A 16,122-nucleotide genomic window follows, 5' to 3' on the forward strand; every position below is an offset into this window, starting at 1 on the left:
AACGCGTCTCCGCGCGCTCGCCGCATGCGGAGACGCACTCTGCGGGATGTCTAACGATCCCGCGCCATGCTCAAGCGATGCCGGGGCAGTCAATGCGATCCATGGGAAGGGTCGTCCAAGTCATCGCAATGCGCAGCAGTGTCCGCGATCGGGTCGGGCGATCGGATATCTCCGTGCCGACGGCCATCCACGATCGCCTCGACCGAACATCCTCAAGCACCGCCAGGCGCCCCGTGCTGCGCCGTGGCACGCCGGGACGGCGCAGGCCGGCCGTTCTTGCCTAGCGTGCGATGCCATCGCTTCACGGCGCGTTGGGCCGGAAGCCTGACCGCGTGAGCAGGCCCTCCCAGCGATCGATCTCGGCGTTGATGAAGAGCTCGCATTCCGCTGGCGACAGGTTGGGGATCGTGTCCGTTCCAAGATCAGTGAACCGGGCGCGAAGATCGGTGTCAGCCAGGGCCCGAGTCACCGCCCGGTGCACAGCCTGCCGAATGGCTGGCGGCGTCATGGACGGGAGCATCAGCCCCATCCATATGCTCATATCGGCGTCGACGCCCGCCTCGCGCAGCGTTGGCAGCTCGGGCGCCGACGGGCTGCGCCTGGCCGTTGTCACCGCCAGTGCGCGTGCCTGGCCATTGCGCGTGGTCGCGAGAGCGGTTGAGCTGGCGTCGAACAGCATGGCAATACGCCCCGCTGCCAGGTCCAGCGTCGCAGGCGCACCACCGCGATAGGGAATCTCGTTCATCGCGAGACCGGCGGCCTGCAGGAACATCAGCGCCGTCAGCCCGTTGGTGCCGCCCCTGCCGGTGCTGCCGTAGTCATAGCGTCCCGGACTAGCGCGGACCGTGCTGATGAATTCCGACAGGGTCTGCGCCGGAAAGCTGCTCGCAGCCATCATGATCATCGGCGCTTCCGACACGATGGCGACAGGTGAGAGCGCCGTTCGAATGTCGATCGAGGGATTCGGCACCAGGAGGCGCAGCACGGAATGCCCCGTGTTGGTGAAGAGAATGGTGTGGCCGTCGGCCGGCGCGCGCGCCACCAGTTCCGCTCCGACCATGCCACCCGCCCCGGCACGGTTTTCCACCACCACCGGCTGCGGCAAGAGGTTGCTCATGGTCTGTGCCAGCACGCGCGCCACCACATCCGTGCCGCCGCCCGGGGCATAGGGCACGATCACCCGCACTGGCCGCTCGGGAAAGGATTGTGCGGCGGCTCGGGTGGTCAGCCCCGTCACCGCAGTGCCCAGCAGGGAAGCGACCACCGCTCCTCCGAGAAGGCGTCGCCCGATCGCCTGTGTCATTGTCGTCTCCTCCTGGAAGCCGGTTGATCCAGCGTTGTCTGTCAGGGTGGAGCCTCGGCGCCCCGCAGCCGGAGGCGCCTGCTCACGCGGTCAGGGCGACGGCGGGAGCGGCCGGCCGGCAGACGCATAGGCCGCCTCCATCACCCGCATCACCGGTAGCATCGCATCGAGCCCCGCAAGCGGCGGCGCGCCACGCCGCGCACGCTCCAGCACATCCCGTACGAAGGCGGGGTACTGGCCGACATTGGTGGTGTGCATGCGGAGCACGCGGCGCGTGCCATCGCGCGCGATCACCGCCACCGTCTCGGGATCGGGCACGGCGATGTAGTGCCGGGGCGTTCGGATGGCGTAGTGCAGGTCGAAATTGCTGGTGGGTGCGGGGTAGAGATAGCCTGTCTCGACCAGCGCCATGGCGCCGCCGGGCCCCTGGATGGCAAGCGCCCCGTAATCCTCCACATCCTCACCCCAGGCGGCACTGGACAGGCTGGCGGCGGCGGGGTGCGCCGCCTCTCCCCACAGGGCCAGGCAGATGTCGACGAAATGCGGAGCGAGGTTCAGCACGCAGCCGCCGCCCGCCGTGGCACGATCCAGCATCCATTCGCAGCCTGCCTGGCGATACCGTTCGGCGAAGCCGGCGATGAAGCGGAAGGCCATGTGCTGCACGCCACCGTCCGCATCGGCCATGTCGCCGATGAGCCGAAAGAAATCGCCGTTGCGGAACACCAGCGGCACCGCCGCGAAGGCGCTGCGCGCGGCCGCCAGCGCGGCAATGCGTTCCACGCCCGCGGTGTTGATGCCGCAGGGCTTTTCCAAGGCGAAGGGAATACCCTCCGCAATAAGGAACTCCGCTTGCTCCGGCATATCCACGTGGCGGCCGAGGGCGAAGACGAAGTCAGGCCGCTGGCGCCGACACAGCGCGCGGTAATCGCTGCTGAACGCGCAGCCGAACTGCTCGCCGATCGCCTGCGCCATAGCCGGATCCGGGTCGCTCACCCCGGCCAGGACGAAGCCCGGAATGGTCAGTGCCGGTTCCAGATACAGCGGCAGATGCCAGTGCGAGGCGCCGATGAATACGACCTTCATGCCGTGTCTCCCGCGGGCGGCCACCTGGGCGATGTTATCGGGGAATTTGCCCAAAGTGTCGACAGAAAGGTTGCCGTTTAGGCCGGGTGGTGGTTCGATAGGGCCACCGACAGCGACGTTTGACCACTCGCGGCGCCGCCAAAGTTCCGTGCTGCCGCGTTGTGTCGACAGGAGGAAGGTCCCGGCATGGAGCTCATCAGCGACGCCGCGCGCGCGCTCATCGGCACGCGCTCCGACTGGGCGGAGGCCTGCCATCCGGTGGAGGCGAGCGAGGCCCGGCGCTTCTTCCAGGCCATCATGGACGACAGCCCGCGCTACCGCTCCGAGGCGGCCGGCAGCCGCTACGGCGGACCGGTCGCTCCGCCCGGCTTCCCGGTCCACGCATTCAGACGCCCGGCCTCCGACGCCACGGACCCGCTGGAGGGGCGCGGCGACCCGGAGTTCGACGGCAGCTCGCGTCTGCTCCGCCATCATCTGCCGCGTCTACCCATCGCCTTGGAAGGCGTGCTGAACGGCGGCTACGAGTACGAGTTCTTCAGCTATGCGCGCGTCGGCGAGCGCATCTTCAGCCGCAGCACCTACCGCGACCTGCGCCAGCGCGAGGGCCGCTCCGGCCCCATGGTCCTGGTCATCATCGAGGACGAGTATGCCGCCGGCACGGAGCTTCGGCCCCTGCTCCGCTCCATCGCCACCACCATCATCCGGTGACGGCATGGCCAGCCTCTCCCCACTGTCGGGCGTGCGCGTGCTGGAACTGGGGGGTGGCGTCGCGCTCGCTTTCGCCGGGCGGCTGCTGGCCGACCTCGGCGCCGAGGTGCTGCGCCCCGCCTGGCCGGATGAGCCGTTGCGACGGGACGGCCCCATCGCGCACTTACCGGATGGCGCGGACGCCAGCCTGCTCTTCGCCTATCTCAACCACGGGAAGCGGCATTTCACCGTCGATTCCGGGCGGCCCGAGGACGCAGCCCGGATCGCCCAACTGGCGCGCTCGGCGGATCTCGTCCTCTGGGCGCCGGAGGAAGGCGACCCCGCACTCGCCGCGCTTCTGCCCGGCCGCGACGACCCCGCCCGCCGCCCCACGGTGGTGCTGACCGCGCACGGCCTCAGCGGTCCGCGCGCCGGTACGCCCGGCAACGCCTTCACCGCGCAGCACGGCGGGGGCTTTGCCTACCACCAGTCCTGCCCAGTCACCGATCCGGAGGAGGCATCCCCAATCGGCTGCGCGGATCGGGAGGCGCCGATGCTGCTCGGGCTGATCGGTGCCAACGCAGCACTCTGCGCGCTGCTGGACCGCACCGGCACCGCCGCGCCCTATCTCGACGTCTCTGCCGAGGATGTCTTCGCCTGGATGCTGGTCGACGCGCTGGCGGAGCTGCATGACGGCGTGCTGCCACCCGGCCGCCGCCGCGTGAAAGGACGGGAGATCACCATCGCGGGCGGCCTGGTCTGGCTGCTGCGATGCTCCGACGGGCTGATCCTGGTCTCGCCGCGCGAGGACCACCAATGGGCGCGCTGGATCACCCTGATAGGCGAGCCGGACTGGGCACAGGATCCGCTCCTCTGCGGCGGCCGCGCGGCGCGCACCGCGAATGCGCGCGGGCTGGGGCAGCTGATGACGGAGTGGTCCGTGCATCAAAAGGCGCGCGAGGTGTTCGATCAGGCCCAGGCGGCGCGCGTGCCCTGCTTCCCGATAAGCACAGCAGCCGATCTCATCACCAATCGCCAACTGGCGGCGCGCGGCTTCTTCCGCCCGCTCGCGCTTGCGAAGGGCAAGGCTGCGCCGATGCCCGGGCTGCCTTTCGCCATGCGCGACGGCGCCGGCGACATCCTGCCGCGCGGCGCACCGGTCACGGCGCCCGCGGCCGAGCCTGACACCGGCGCCTTCGCGCCGCACAGCATGCCGGCGCCGGCCTTGCCAGGCGGCCGCCCAGGCCTGCCGCTCGCCGGCTTGCGCGTGGTCGACTTCAGCTGGGTCGTGGCCGGGCCGATGGCAACGAAAATGCTCGGCGCGCTCGGCGCCGAGATCATCAAGATCGAATCCACGCAGCGGCCGGAGTTTGCGCATCGAAGCGGCTGGTTCGCGGTGGTGAACAACAACAAGCGCAGCTGCACAGTCGATATCACCACGCCCGAGGGGCAAGGGCTGATCCGTGACCTCGTCGCGACCAGCGACGTGGTCGTGGAGAACTTCTCCTCACGCGTGCTGCGCAAGAACAACCTCGCCTATGAGGATCTGGCGGCCGTGCGGCCGGACCTCGTCTACGTGTCCGCCTCTGGCCTGGGGCGGGACGGGCCGGAGCGCGACCTGCTGGCCTATGGCTCGCTGCTTCAGGCCTATAGCGGCCGGGTCGGGCTCATCGGCCGTGCCAATCCCGCATTGGAGGGGATGGGCATCATGCCCGCATGGACGGATCCGGTGACCTCGCTGTGGGAGTCCATGGCCATCATGGCCGCCCTGCGACACCGTGCCGCTACCGGCCGCGGCGCCCATATCGACCTGTCGATGCTCGAGGCGACGGTCACCCTGCTGCCGGAAGCCGTGCTGCTGGCGGGCCTCGGCCGCCCGGTGGCGCGCAACGGCAGCCTCGAGGATCTGGGCGCCGCGCCTTCCGGCCTGTTCCGGTGCGGCGGGGAGGATGATTGGCTCGCCGTCGCCGCACCCCGCGACGCCGACTGGGTCGGCCTCTGCCGCGCGCTCGATCGCGCCGACTGGCTCGATGAGGCAGCCTTGCAAACCGCGGCCGGTCGCCTGGCCGCGCAGGAGCGGTTGCGTCAGGGCATCGCGGCCTGGTGCGCCATTCGCGACGGCAAGGCCGCGGAAGCCACGCTGCACGCGCATGGCGTACCCGCGGCCAGGTCGCGCGGCATCCACGAGCTGGTGCGTGACCCGCACCTCACAGAGCGCGGCCTGTTCCGGCAGCTGCCGGACGGCCAGTGGAGCATCGCATTGCCTTGGCTGGGGCTGGGCGGAGATCGCGGCGCCCTGGCGCCGCGGCCCGGGCTCGGCGCCGACAACGACTATGTCTTCGGCGACCTCCTGCGCCTTGCACCGGCGCGACGAGAGGCGCTCGCCGAAGCGGGTGCGATCCGGTGAGCAGGAGGCAATGATGCTGAAGGTCGAGACGCGCGAGCCGGAGGAACGGTTCTTCGAGGATTTCTTCGAAGGCCAGGAGTTCCCCACCGTCACCAAGGGGCCGATGATGGTCGGCGACCAGGTGCGCTGGGCGGGCGCCTGCGACAACTACGAATCCGAGTTCCACCACGACGAGTATGTGGCAAAGGCGCAGGGCCTGCCCGGCATCATCCTCTCCGGCCCGCTTATGGCCTCGCTGCTGATGACCGCCGTGATCCAATGGACCGGGCGCCATGGTCGCCTGGTCCGCTTCTTCGATCAGAACCGCGGCTCCACGATGCCGCGCGATCTCGCTTATCTGAAGGGTCGCGTGAAGCGTGCCTTCGAGGAGGGCGGAAAGACCTTCGTCGAGCTCGACTGCTCCATCACCAACCAGCGCGGCGAGGTCACGACGCCCGGCTCCGCCCTGGTCGAATTGCCGCGCCGCGGGCGCTGAAAGGAGGGCGCGTCATGTCCGCCGTCACGGAACCCGCCCCGATCTCGGATGCCGAGGCCGAGCGCTACCTCCAGAGCCTGATCGGCCCGATCGGAGAAGACGTCACCACCCTGGTCGAGCTCGGTGCCGTTCGGCGCATGGCGCTCGCCATCGGCGACCTCGACCCAATCCATTTCGACGAGGCCGCGACGCGGGCGCGCGGCCATCGCGGCGTCGTCGCGCCCTGGCCACTCCTCTGGCTCTACTTCTTCACCTGTACGATCTACGAGCACGACTTCCCCTTCGGGAAGGCCACCGTGCACGGCCAGGACGAATACGAGCTGCACGAGCCGATGGTGGTCGGCGACCACATCACCATCCGCACGGCGATGGTGGATGCGAAGCTCAAGCACGGGAAGACCGGGCGCCTTGGGCAGGTCGTCTCCGAGCGCCGCTTCACCAACCAGCGCGGCGAGCTCTGCGCCGTGCTGCGCACCACGTTGTTCCGCCGATGAGCGCCGAGGTGTCGGAGCCGCCCGACTACATCACGCCGGCTGTGCGCGCCATCATCGGCGCCGAGGCCCCGCCGATCGAGGCGCCGCATGCGGTCGAGGCCAGCGAGGTCAGGCGCTTCCATCAGGCGCTGATGGATGCTTCGCCGCGCTTCTGGGATCCCGAAGCGGCGGCGCGCTATGGCGGCCCCGTGGCGCCCATCGGCTTTCCTGTCCATGCCATGCGCCGGATGGAGGATGCGCCCGACCCGCTCGATGCCCTGCAGGCCGGCGACCATGACGGCGTGGACCGGCGCCTGCGGCCGGGTCTGCCGGAGGTGCAGGTGCCGCTGCAGCGCCTCGTCAACGGCGGCTATGCGTATGAGCTGTTTCGCTACGCGCATCCCGGCGAGCGCATCCGCCTCCGCAGCCGCTACGTCGACATCTACCAGCGCAACGGCCGCACCGGCCCGATGATCTTCGTCGTGATCGAGGACACCTACGAAACCGTCCGCGGCGAGCCTTTGCTCCGCTCCACCAACACCATCATCCTGCGATGAGGCAGCGCCCATGAGTGTCGCAACGACGATCACAGCCGCCCAGGGCGCCGTCTTCGACGATGTCGAGGTCGGTCAGGACATCCCGTCCGTGGTGAAGGGACCGATGACGACCGCGCATATCATGCGCTGGTCGGCGGCCATGGAGAACTGGCACCGCATCCACTACGACTGGCAATACGCCACCGGCAACGACGGCCTGCCCGACGTGCTGGTGAATGGCAGCTGGAAGCAGCACGTCGTGATCCAGCTGGTGGCGGATTGGGTGGGCGACACGGGCTGGGCGTGGAAGATCGCCTTCCAGTTCCGCGGCATGAACATCCCTGGAGATACGCTGACCGCCTGGGGGCGGGTCACCGACAAGGAGGAGCGCGGACGCTGGGGTCTGGTCGATCTCGAGATCGGCCTGCGCAACCAGAAGGGTGAGGAGAGCACGCCCGGCACCGCGCGCGTCGTGCTGCCTCGCCGCGGCGGCCCGCCCGTCCCCTACCCCTTCGATCCGGCGGCGTTGGACGCGCCCTGACATGCGCGCCGCCGAGCCTGGAGCCGGGCATTCTCCGCTCGCCCGCTTCACCGTGCTGGACCTGAGCCGGGTCCGCGCCGGCCCGACATGCGTCAAGCAGCTTTCCGACTGGGGTGCCGCCGTCATCAAGGTGGAGGGGCCGGCGGAAGACGACATGACGGGCGAACGGCATGGCTCGGACTTCCAGAACCTGCATCGCAACAAGCGCTCCATCGTGCTCGACCTGAAGCATCCCGACGGCGTTGCGGTGCTCAAGCGCCTGGCGGCCGGTGCCGATGTGGTGGTGGAGAATTTCCGTCCGGACGTGAAGCACCGGCTCGGCATCGCCTACGAGGATCTGCGCGCGGTCAATCCGCGCCTGGTCTATGCCTCGATCTCCGGCTTCGGACAGGATGGGCCTTACGCCACGCGTCCGGGCTTCGACCTGATCGCCCAGGCGATGGGCGGCATGATGTCGATCACGGGGTTGCCCGGGCACGGGCCGCTGCGCGCCGGCATTCCCCTGGCCGATCTCGCCTCCGGCCTCTTCGCCGCCATCGGCATCCTGGTCGCCCTGCTCGACCGCGAGGTGACCGGTGAAGGGCAATGGGTGCAGGCGTCGCTCCTCGCCTCGCAAGTCGCGCTGCTGGACTTCCAGGGGGCAGCCTGGCTGACCGAGGGCAAGGTCTACCGGCAGACCGGCAACGACCATCCCTACACCACACCAATGGGCGTCTACCCAGCGAGCGACGGCGACATCCTCATCGGCGCCTCTGGCCAGGGTCAGTACCGGAAGCTCTGCGACGCGATCGATGCCCCCGAGCTGCGGGATGACCCTGCCTACGCCACGGCCGATGCGCGGCTTGCCCACCGCGCGGCATTCAACGCCGCGCTCTCGGCCGTAACGCGCCAGCGGCCGGTCGCCGAATGGGTGGCGCGGCTGAATGCGGCGGGCGTCGCCTGCGGTCCGATCAATGCCATCGACCAGGTGTTCGCGGATCCGCAGGTGCAGGCCACGCGCATCGCGAAGCGCGTGGCACATCCCCGGCTCGGCGAGATCGGCCTGCTCGGATCACCCCTCGTGCTCTCGCGCAGCGAAGCGCGGATCGACGCGGCCGCGCCGGAGAAGGGCGAGCACACCGATTCCCTCCTGCGGGAGGCGGGATACGCCGACGCGGCGATTCAACGACTGAGAGCGGAGGGCGCCGTGGCCTGATTTGCCCAACGCGTGTGGGGAGGAGAGACAAGAATGAACAGCATCAGCCGCCGCGGTGTCCTGGGGGCAGCCCTCGCCGCGCCTTTCGTCAGCCGTATCGCAGCCGCGCAGGCGGATTGGCCAACCCGGCCGATCCGCTTCGTCTGTCCCTTCACGGCCGGTGGTGGCGGCGATACCTCCGCCCGCGCCCTCGCTGCGCGCGCCAGCGAGATCCTAGGCCAGAACATCATCATCGAGAACCGGACCGGCGGAAATGCGGTTGTCGCCGCCAACTCCGTCCTTCAGGCGCCGCGCGACGGCTACTCCTATCTGGTGGACGCGGCCAATCAGCTCACCAACCCTGTGCTGGTGCGTGACCTGAGCTTCGATTACCGCACCGCCTTCGTGCCCATCACCATGACAGCACGCTTCCCGCAGGTCGTCGCCGTGCGCCAGGATTTCCCGGCGCGCGACATCAAGGAGTTCGTGGATCACGTCCGCGCCCGGCCCGGCGCCGTCTCCTGCGGTACCCCACCCGCTGCCGGTGCCGGCCATCTCGCGCTCGAGCTCCTGCAACAGCGCGCCGGGATTCGCCTTCTGCACGCGCCCTATCGCGGCGGTGCAGACGCGGCGCGCGATATCACAGGGGGACAGCTCGACTCCGTCATCCTCACCAGCTCGACCATTCGCGGCCCGGTGCAGGCAGGGAAGGCGCGTGTGCTCGCCATGACGAGCGCCGAACGCAGCCCAGCCTACCCCGAGGCGCCGACGCTCGCCGAAAGCGCCTTTCCTGGCTTCGAGATGGATGACTGGAATGGTCTGTTCGCACCGGAGGGAGCACCGACCGGGATGTTCGCGAAGCTGCACGACGCCTTGGCACAGGCGGCCCGGGACCCGACCGTGCAATCCCGGATGGCGCCGCTCGGCACGGTTCTGGTGATCAACGAGACCCAGGCCTTCAAGGATTGGATGTCGCGCCAGCGCACGATCGTCGAAGGCGTCATCCGCGACTCCGGCATGACGCTCGGCTAGCACGGCCCGGGGCAGATCGCCGGCCGGCTATAGAGTCCAATGGCGTGATTCGGCGCGCAACAATGGGCGCTCATCTGAAGCGAACGGAGTGAACGAATAGCGCTTGAAGTCACCATCGTTGGCGATCTTGGGCGCATTCTCAGGGCGCACAGGCGTTTCGGAGCGGTTCAACCAGCTGCGCGAATCGCGGGCGCAGGCGCTTCTAGCATCGAGCTCAGCTCGCGAAGGGCGCCGAGCACGTTCGCCGTCACGAGCGCTGCCGCCAATCGGGCGTCGCGGTCCTCCAGCGCCGTCACGAGCCGGGAATGGTCGGCGATCGAGCGGACGACGCGGTGCGGATTGGCGAGCGTCAGGCGTCGGAAGCGAAGGCTCCGCAGAACCAGCGAATCCAGGGCGCGCTGCAGGGTCCGGTTGTGCGAGGCCTCTGCGAATCGCTCGTGGAAGCGCACATTGCCCCAGTAGTAGCCGTCCCGGTCGCCGGCTTCGGCCGCCTCCTCCATCCGGGTGACAATATCGCGCAACTCCGCGATCTCCTCCTCGGTCGCGCGCTGCCCGGCCTCCTCGGCCACCAAGGCCAACATAGCGGCGCGCACGCGGTAAATCTCGCTCACCTCTTCCAAACTATGATCGGCGACCCGCGGGCGCCGCCGCGGCGGAATCTCGACCAGTCCCTCCTTCTCGAGCAGCGCAAGCGCCTCGCGCGTGGGTGTCCGGCTTGTACGGAAGCGGCGGGCCAGTTCCACCGAGTTCAGGTCGTCCCCCGGCACCCGGCGCCCATCCAGGATCTCCGCGCCAATGGTGCAGGCGATGTCGACGACGAGAGACGACTCCTCCTCGCCCTTGGACAGAACGCGGCGGATGATGGCCTGGAAGCGCTCGAGATTTGCGGCGGCCGGCATCTCCTGCCCCCTGCGGGCTGTCATGGGCTGGGACGTGCTCAGCGTCCTGCGCTCCGGCGGCGCTCAGGCCAGCCGGCTCGCCTGTGCGGGAGCCCAGTCTTCGTCATGCCTCCACCCCTGTCTCGCGCGGTCGCGGCAGATGTAGCGAGGATGGTACCGTCGGGCCAAGCCTCGTGCGAGGCGCGTCCCGACGGCATGAGCTCAGAACGGCGTATAGGTGTTGACCAGATCGAGTGCCTCCGCAGCCTCGCCCAGAGCGGAGAGGTCGAGCGGATCCGAGAGCGGAACCGCGGCCTCCACCACCGCCAGCAGGTCCGCCCCAGCTGCCCCGGAGGAATCGACCAGGATGCGAAGCTGCCGGACCCCGCGCTGCTCCTCGACGCAGCGCCGCACCGCATCGGAGGTCGTCCCCACGGCCGCTCCCGACAGCGCCCGGAAGCGCATCACCGTCACCCGTGCCGCGCCACCAGTAATCCTGTCCCCGGGATACCTCTGCTCACCGGCATGGCGCTGCACCCGCGCCCGCGCCGTTACGCGCTTGGTCCACGGACTGGAATTCTCGAAGGCCACGCGTCGGTAATCGGGTGAGTCCATAACCTCCGGCGCCGCCAGGTCATAGATCGCGAGATAGCGCGGCGATGCGCCCGTGCTGATGTAGCGCAGTCCGGTCAGGATGCCGGGCACGGCGAGGCGCTCGGGGATGTGCTCGGTGTCATACCAGGCATTGAACTCCTCCTCGAAGGCCGGGGGCGGGTTCATGAAGACCAGCAGGAATCCCTTGTTTGGCATCGTCCGTCCTATCGACCGTTCTCGAGCGTGCGCGTGTGGCTTGCAGCCTGAGGCAGGAAATTGAGCACCCGCGCCGCGAAGGTTTCGGGGCACTGGTAGGGCAGGAAATGCGCGCCCACCTCATCGATCTCCAGGCGCGCACCGGGCGGCAGGAGCGCGCGCGTTGCCTCGGCCTGCTCGAGCGGCAGCAGCAGGTCGTGCCGTCCGGCGACCAGCAAGACGGGGCAGCGGACGCGGGCCAAGTCGGCGGAGGCATCGGCGCTCGCGAAGCCGAGCGCCGCTTCGGCATAGGCCTGGGCGTCCTGTGCGGTGAAGGCGTCGAGATAGCGGTCATAGCGGGCATCCCGCGGCTGCGCCTCGAAGGGTCTCTCCACGGCAGCGGGGAGGATGGCGGCCATGCCCCCCGCCCGCACCACCTCCGCGCGTGCTGTCAGCATGGCACGCCCCGCCTCCGAGCTGCGCGGCGTTGGATTGGAGATCACCAGCGCGGACACCCGTTCCGGATGCCGGGCCGCATAGGCGGCGGCCACCATCCCACCCATCGCGCAGCCGATAGGCACGATGGCATCAATTCCAAGGGCGATCCGCAGGGTCTCCAGATCCTCGACATGTCGGTCCAGACCGGGCGCCTTCCCGGGCGGCGATGCGCCGGCCGAGCGGAGGTCGAGAGCGAGGCATGTGAAGCGCTGCGTCCAGGCCGGAAGGCACCCGTTCCATAGATCGAGCGTCGCACCGAGCGGATGGATCAGCAGCAGCGCGGGAGGCCGGGCCGCATCGCCGTGCAGGCGGTGGTGCAACAGATCAGGCATCCGCGTCGGCACCCAGGAGGAAGCCAGCGACCGTGTCGGTGTACGTCTCTGCGCATTCCAGCTGCATCATGTGCGGCGCGCCCGGCAGGACGGCGAGCCTGGCGCCGGGGATGACGCGCATGACGGTCGCTTCGGTGATGGCGGCCGGTGTCGCCGCGTCACGCTCGCCCGCGATCACGAGCGTGGGCACGCGCACCTGCCCGAGACGGGGTGTGGCGTCGAGCCCGGCGATCGCGTGCCACCCGGCGGACCATCCGGCCACGTCCTGCGCCAGCAGCCGCTCGCGCACCGCCTCGACCACGAAGCCGGCATAGCCGGGGCTGAACCACCGCTCCAGCGTGGGCGCCACCACCGCCGCCATGCCGTCCCGTTCAGCCGCCAGGCCGCGTTCCTGCAGCATAGGCCGCACCTCCGCGGCAAACGTGCCGCCGCAGCCACCGGGCACGAGCTTGCCGATGAGATGGGGATGCCGGAGCGCCAGGACCTGCGCGATCATGCCGCCGAAGGAAAGCCCGACCACCTCTGCAGGATCGCCGCCGACTTGCACGATCGCCGCGGCCACGTCGTCCGCATACTCCTCGAGGGAACGAGGCCGGGCGACCTGTGGCGACTGGCCGTGCCCTGCGAGATCCAGCGCCAGGACGCGGCGCTCTGCCGCGAGGACGCCAGGCAGCATCCCCCAGAATCGGTGATCGAGCCCAACCGGATGCAACAAAACGACAAGCGGTCCAGCGCCCGTCAGCACGCCATGCAGGGCGAGGGCTTCCATGGTTCCTGCTCTCCCGTTGCGCGGGCTCGGTTGGGTGCGCCGCCGTGCCCTGTGGCGCAGCGCGATGGTCGCACACGATCAGTGTTCTGTCGACACCACTCAGGACACCCTCAGGCGACCACTCGGCACCTCTTTTGAGCATGAGCGTCTATCGCGCTCACAATGCCCGTATTCTCTTCAGAATGGCACGGGGACGGCGCCACTGCGGATCACCCATCTCGATTGACTGTCGACAGATAGACGCCCGACCGGTACAACCGCGATGCTGATCGTATGGTATGGCCGTCGACCACCGGTGCCCCCAATAGGAGATCACACGCTGAACGCCCACGCCGCCGGCGCGGTGCAGCACCCCGCCGTCCGACCCGAATGGCTGGCCCGCAATCGGGAGCAGGCGATCGAGCCAGACCTGCCCATCATCGACGCGCACCATCACCTCTGGGGCCCTCCGCGGGGCACCTATCTGCTCGACGACTACATCGCCGATACCGCGGGCGGGCATGACATCCGGGCCACCGTCTTCATCGAGTGCAAGACGCATTATCGCGCGGATGGCGATCCGCTTTTCCACTCCTTGGGCGAGACAGAGTTCGTGGCTGACGCCGCGGCACGCGCTGCTGCTCGGCCGGCGGGGCCCCGCGTTGCAAAGGGCATCGTCGGCGGCGCCGACCTCCGTGCCGGCGCCGCGATCCGCCCGGTGCTGGAGGCGCATATCGCGGCGGGTGCCGGCCGATTCCGCGGCATCCGCAACATCGCCGCCTGGCACCCGGATCCCGCGGCGCGCGGCTCCATCGCAACGCCGCCGCCGATGCTGATGCTCGACCCGGCCTTCCGAGAAGGCTTCGCCCAGCTCGCGCCACTCGGATTGCGGTTCGACGCCTGGGCCTACCACACGCAGCTGGCGGAGCTGCGCGACCTTGCCGACGCATTTCCCGGCACGCCGATCGTACTGAACCACGTCGGCGGTGCCATTGGGATCGGGCCCTATGCCGCTCGCCGACGGCATGTGGAGGAGACGTGGCGGGACGCTCTCCGGAGCCTGGCGCATTGCCCGAATGTCCACCTGAAGCTGGGCGGGCTCGGCATGCGTCTTTTCGGCTTTGGGTTTCACGAAGGCGCGGCGCCACCGGATTCGGCCCGCCTAGCGGACGCCTGGCGTCCGTGGATTGAAACCTGCGTAGAGATCTTCGGTGCAGAGCGCTGCATGTTCGAAAGCAATTTCCCCGTGGACAAGGCGAGCTGCGGCTATACGGAGCTGTGGAACGCATTCAAGCGCATCACAGCCGGCTGGTCGGCCGGTGAACGCGCCTCGCTGTTTCACGGGAGCGCCGCCCGCTTCTACGCGCTTGGCGAAACCTGACCGGATCACGCAAGGAGACGCCTGTGGCCCGGCTGCCCTACTTGCAACGGAGCGAGCTGCCGCCGGAACATCAGGATGTGCTGACGCGCAACATCGCCATCAACCAGGTGCTGGCGAATAGTCCTGGCGCGGCGCGTGCCTTCGGTGATCTCGGCATGTTCATCCGTCACCGCAGCCGGCTGGACCCGCGGCTCAGACAGCTGGCCATCATGCAAATCGGCTGGTCCGCTCGCAACCGCTATGAGTGGTCGCATCACGTCCAGATCGGCCGCGACGCCGGCGTCACGAGGAGCGACATCGCCAACTTGGCGATCGAGGCCGCCGGCATCGAGAGCAGCATTGATGCGCTCGCGCGCCTCGTCCTGCGCGGAGCCCGGGAGATGTGGGAGGGACCCGGCATGTCTGCCGCGACCTTCGCCGCGCTCCACGACGAGCTGGACAAGGAGTGCCTGACCGACCTCGTCGTGGCCATCGCATACTACTGCGGCGTCGTGCGAATCCTCGCCACGCTCGACGTCGAGGTGGAGCCCGAATGGCAACCCTATCTGGTGGAGTTTCCTCTACCACCATGAGCACCAGCACCGAGGAAGGCGCCACGGCGATGCCGTTCGCACCACACTGGACAGTTCTAGCCTCAGACCGCAGCTATGCGGCCGAAGGTGTACGGTGAGTGACGCATTCCAAAGCCGCGCCTCCATCAATGGCCGGACGCGCATTGCCGTCATACTGGCAGACCCGGTCGACCAGGTGCGCACGCCTCAGGGCATGAACGCCTACTTCTCGGCCTTGGGGCGTGATGCCGTGATCGTGCCATGCCATGTCGCCGCCGAAGACCTGGAGGAGGCCATCATGGGACTGCGCCGAATGCGCAACCTCGACGGGATCATCGTCACTGTCCCCCACAAGGAAGCGGTGGCGACGCTGTGCGACTCCCTGACCGAGGAAGCGCGGCTCGTCGGCGCGGTCAACGCCATTCGTCGCCATCCGGACGGCCACCTCAAAGGTGGGCAGTTCGATGGCGAAGGCTTTGTGGCCGGGCTGCACAAGGCTGGACATTCCGTGGCCGGTCGGCGCGTGCTGATGGCGGGCGCAGGCGGCGCGGCTTCGGGCATTGGGTTCGCCCTGCTGCGGCACGGTGTGGCCGCGCTGACGATCTACAACCGCACCGCCGATCGTGCCGAGGCGCTCGCCCAGCGGCTCCGTGATACCTATCCCGCCGCATCGATCTCTGTGACTGGGCCGGATCCCTCGGGCCACGATATCGTCGTGAACGCGACCTCGCTCGGTCTAAGGCAGGACGATCCCATGCCGATCGACACGCAACGCTTGGTCCCACCGATGGTGGCCGCTGAGGTCGTGATGCAGCCGGAGGTGACACCCTTTCTCACCGCAGCGGCCCAGCGCGGCTGCGCGACGCATGGCGGTTATCCGATGCTCGCCGAGCAGGTGGCGCTGCTGGCCCAATTCATCGCTGGCGAGGCCGACTGAGCCGCGGCGGACCGCAGCGGCTCCGCGCGAGACGCGCCGAGAGGCAGGGCGGTTCTGCGATTATGCGCTGCCGACAGAGAAGAGATCCCTTCGCCAGCATCCGCGCGATTAGGCGTACCGCCGCAATCACCCAGCATCCACCCTGACGGCAGGCTTCCGCGGCTGCTACGCGCTGCGAACCCGGGAGAGGAACGCGCCGACTTCGTCCTGGAGAGACGCCGCCTGGTTCGCCAGCGCTGAGGCGGCTCCCAACATCTCAGTGGCCGCGCTGCCGGTTTCGTCGGATGCTTGCGTGAC

General features: G+C 68.9%; 17 protein-coding genes. 11 read left to right on the forward strand and 6 right to left on the reverse strand.

Annotated features, from left to right (window positions below; genetic code table 11):
• Positions 1-301: 301 nt before the first annotated feature.
• The gene (locus GXW71_RS22810) at positions 302-1,303 is read right to left on the reverse strand and encodes a Bug family tripartite tricarboxylate transporter substrate binding protein (RefSeq protein WP_211854989.1); all 1,002 of its coding nucleotides are present in this window, start codon (positions 1,301-1,303) and stop codon (positions 302-304) included.
• Between the two features lie 90 nt (positions 1,304-1,393).
• Positions 1,394-2,386 carry a Gfo/Idh/MocA family protein gene (locus tag GXW71_RS22815; RefSeq protein WP_211854990.1) on the reverse strand — a complete coding sequence of 331 codons (993 nt, stop codon included), beginning with the start codon at positions 2,384-2,386 and terminating at the stop codon, positions 1,394-1,396.
• A gap of 186 nt (positions 2,387-2,572) precedes the next feature.
• On the opposite strand from GXW71_RS22815, the gene GXW71_RS22820 reads away from it, so the two are divergent.
• The 8 genes from GXW71_RS22820 to GXW71_RS22855 are packed head-to-tail and all read left to right on the forward strand — an operon-like array spanning position 2,573 to position 9,711.
• Positions 2,573-3,094, forward strand: coding sequence for an FAS1-like dehydratase domain-containing protein (locus tag GXW71_RS22820; RefSeq protein ID WP_211854991.1), 522 nt, complete (start codon positions 2,573-2,575; stop codon positions 3,092-3,094).
• Positions 3,095-3,098: 4 nt separating this feature from the next.
• Positions 3,099-5,480 (forward strand): CaiB/BaiF CoA-transferase family protein, encoded by a 2,382-nt coding sequence (locus tag GXW71_RS22825; protein ID WP_211854992.1) that lies wholly within the window; start codon positions 3,099-3,101, stop codon positions 5,478-5,480.
• 13 nt (positions 5,481-5,493) lie between these two features.
• Positions 5,494-5,955: a MaoC family dehydratase gene (locus GXW71_RS22830; RefSeq protein ID WP_211854993.1), complete on the forward strand. Its 462-nt coding sequence runs from the start codon at positions 5,494-5,496 to the stop codon at positions 5,953-5,955.
• A gap of 14 nt (positions 5,956-5,969) precedes the next feature.
• Positions 5,970-6,449, forward strand: coding sequence for an FAS1-like dehydratase domain-containing protein (locus GXW71_RS22835; protein ID WP_211854994.1), 480 nt, complete (start codon positions 5,970-5,972; stop codon positions 6,447-6,449).
• A gap of 8 nt (positions 6,450-6,457) precedes the next feature.
• Positions 6,458-6,985, forward strand: coding sequence for an FAS1-like dehydratase domain-containing protein (locus GXW71_RS22840; RefSeq protein WP_211854995.1), 528 nt, complete (start codon positions 6,458-6,460; stop codon positions 6,983-6,985).
• Between the two features lie 10 nt (positions 6,986-6,995).
• The gene (locus GXW71_RS22845; protein WP_211854996.1) at positions 6,996-7,505 is read left to right on the forward strand and encodes a MaoC family dehydratase; all 510 of its coding nucleotides are present in this window, start codon (positions 6,996-6,998) and stop codon (positions 7,503-7,505) included.
• 1 nt (position 7,506) lies between these two features.
• The gene (locus tag GXW71_RS22850) at positions 7,507-8,700 is read left to right on the forward strand and encodes a CaiB/BaiF CoA transferase family protein (RefSeq protein WP_211854997.1); all 1,194 of its coding nucleotides are present in this window, start codon (positions 7,507-7,509) and stop codon (positions 8,698-8,700) included.
• A gap of 33 nt (positions 8,701-8,733) precedes the next feature.
• A complete protein-coding gene (locus tag GXW71_RS22855; protein WP_211854998.1) occupies positions 8,734-9,711 on the forward strand; it encodes a Bug family tripartite tricarboxylate transporter substrate binding protein in 978 nt (325 codons plus the stop codon).
• Between the two features lie 167 nt (positions 9,712-9,878).
• On the opposite strand, the gene GXW71_RS22860 is transcribed toward GXW71_RS22855, so the two are convergent.
• The 4 genes from GXW71_RS22860 to GXW71_RS22875 form a co-directional block, all read right to left on the reverse strand.
• The gene (locus tag GXW71_RS22860) at positions 9,879-10,610 is read right to left on the reverse strand and encodes a GntR family transcriptional regulator (protein WP_211854999.1); all 732 of its coding nucleotides are present in this window, start codon (positions 10,608-10,610) and stop codon (positions 9,879-9,881) included.
• Positions 10,611-10,811: 201 nt separating this feature from the next.
• Positions 10,812-11,399: a DUF4286 family protein gene (locus GXW71_RS22865; protein WP_211855000.1), complete on the reverse strand. Its 588-nt coding sequence runs from the start codon at positions 11,397-11,399 to the stop codon at positions 10,812-10,814.
• 8 nt (positions 11,400-11,407) lie between these two features.
• Complete coding sequence (locus tag GXW71_RS22870) at positions 11,408-12,208, reverse strand: alpha/beta fold hydrolase (protein ID WP_211855001.1); 801 nt, start codon at positions 12,206-12,208, stop codon at positions 11,408-11,410.
• Positions 12,201-12,977 carry an alpha/beta fold hydrolase gene (locus GXW71_RS22875; protein WP_211855002.1) on the reverse strand — a complete coding sequence of 259 codons (777 nt, stop codon included), beginning with the start codon at positions 12,975-12,977 and terminating at the stop codon, positions 12,201-12,203. Before GXW71_RS22875 ends, GXW71_RS22870 begins: the two co-directional genes overlap by 8 nt.
• A 262-nt stretch (positions 12,978-13,239) precedes the next feature.
• On the opposite strand from GXW71_RS22875, the gene GXW71_RS22880 reads away from it, so the two are divergent.
• The 3 genes from GXW71_RS22880 (at position 13,240) to GXW71_RS22890 (ending at position 15,825) form a co-directional block, all read left to right on the forward strand.
• A complete protein-coding gene (locus tag GXW71_RS22880; protein ID WP_211855003.1) occupies positions 13,240-14,337 on the forward strand; it encodes an amidohydrolase family protein in 1,098 nt (365 codons plus the stop codon).
• Between the two features lie 23 nt (positions 14,338-14,360).
• Positions 14,361-14,909: a carboxymuconolactone decarboxylase family protein gene (locus tag GXW71_RS22885; protein WP_211855004.1), complete on the forward strand. Its 549-nt coding sequence runs from the start codon at positions 14,361-14,363 to the stop codon at positions 14,907-14,909.
• A 94-nt stretch (positions 14,910-15,003) separates the two neighbouring features.
• Positions 15,004-15,825 carry a shikimate dehydrogenase family protein gene (locus GXW71_RS22890; protein ID WP_211855005.1) on the forward strand — a complete coding sequence of 274 codons (822 nt, stop codon included), beginning with the start codon at positions 15,004-15,006 and terminating at the stop codon, positions 15,823-15,825.
• Positions 15,826-16,122 lie beyond the last annotated feature (297 nt).

The sequence above is a fragment of the Plastoroseomonas hellenica genome (assembly GCF_018129085.1).
GTDB lineage: Bacteria > Pseudomonadota > Alphaproteobacteria > Acetobacterales > Acetobacteraceae > Plastoroseomonas > Plastoroseomonas hellenica.

Excerpts from the sequence above, each read along its gene's own strand:
- GXW71_RS22870 (WP_211855001.1), bottom strand. The coding sequence starts at position 12,208 with ATGCCTGATCTGTTGCACCACCGCCTGCACGGCGATGCGGCCCGGCCT.
- GXW71_RS22855 (WP_211854998.1), top strand. The coding sequence starts at position 8,734 with ATGAACAGCATCAGCCGCCGCGGTGTCCTGGGGGCAGCCCTCGCCGCG.
- GXW71_RS22865 (WP_211855000.1), bottom strand. The coding sequence starts at position 11,399 with ATGCCAAACAAGGGATTCCTGCTGGTCTTCATGAACCCGCCCCCGGCC.
- GXW71_RS22860 (WP_211854999.1), bottom strand. The coding sequence starts at position 10,610 with ATGCCGGCCGCCGCAAATCTCGAGCGCTTCCAGGCCATCATCCGCCGC.
- GXW71_RS22880 (WP_211855003.1), top strand. The coding sequence starts at position 13,240 with ATGCTGATCGTATGGTATGGCCGTCGACCACCGGTGCCCCCAATAGGA.
- GXW71_RS22830 (WP_211854993.1), top strand. The coding sequence starts at position 5,494 with ATGCTGAAGGTCGAGACGCGCGAGCCGGAGGAACGGTTCTTCGAGGAT.
- GXW71_RS22820 (WP_211854991.1), top strand. The coding sequence starts at position 2,573 with ATGGAGCTCATCAGCGACGCCGCGCGCGCGCTCATCGGCACGCGCTCC.
- GXW71_RS22845 (WP_211854996.1), top strand. The coding sequence starts at position 6,996 with ATGAGTGTCGCAACGACGATCACAGCCGCCCAGGGCGCCGTCTTCGAC.
- GXW71_RS22850 (WP_211854997.1), top strand. The coding sequence starts at position 7,507 with ATGCGCGCCGCCGAGCCTGGAGCCGGGCATTCTCCGCTCGCCCGCTTC.
- GXW71_RS22835 (WP_211854994.1), top strand. The coding sequence starts at position 5,970 with ATGTCCGCCGTCACGGAACCCGCCCCGATCTCGGATGCCGAGGCCGAG.
- GXW71_RS22815 (WP_211854990.1), bottom strand. The coding sequence starts at position 2,386 with ATGAAGGTCGTATTCATCGGCGCCTCGCACTGGCATCTGCCGCTGTAT.
- GXW71_RS22810 (WP_211854989.1), bottom strand. The coding sequence starts at position 1,303 with ATGACACAGGCGATCGGGCGACGCCTTCTCGGAGGAGCGGTGGTCGCT.
- GXW71_RS22875 (WP_211855002.1), bottom strand. The coding sequence starts at position 12,977 with ATGGAAGCCCTCGCCCTGCATGGCGTGCTGACGGGCGCTGGACCGCTT.
- GXW71_RS22825 (WP_211854992.1), top strand. The coding sequence starts at position 3,099 with ATGGCCAGCCTCTCCCCACTGTCGGGCGTGCGCGTGCTGGAACTGGGG.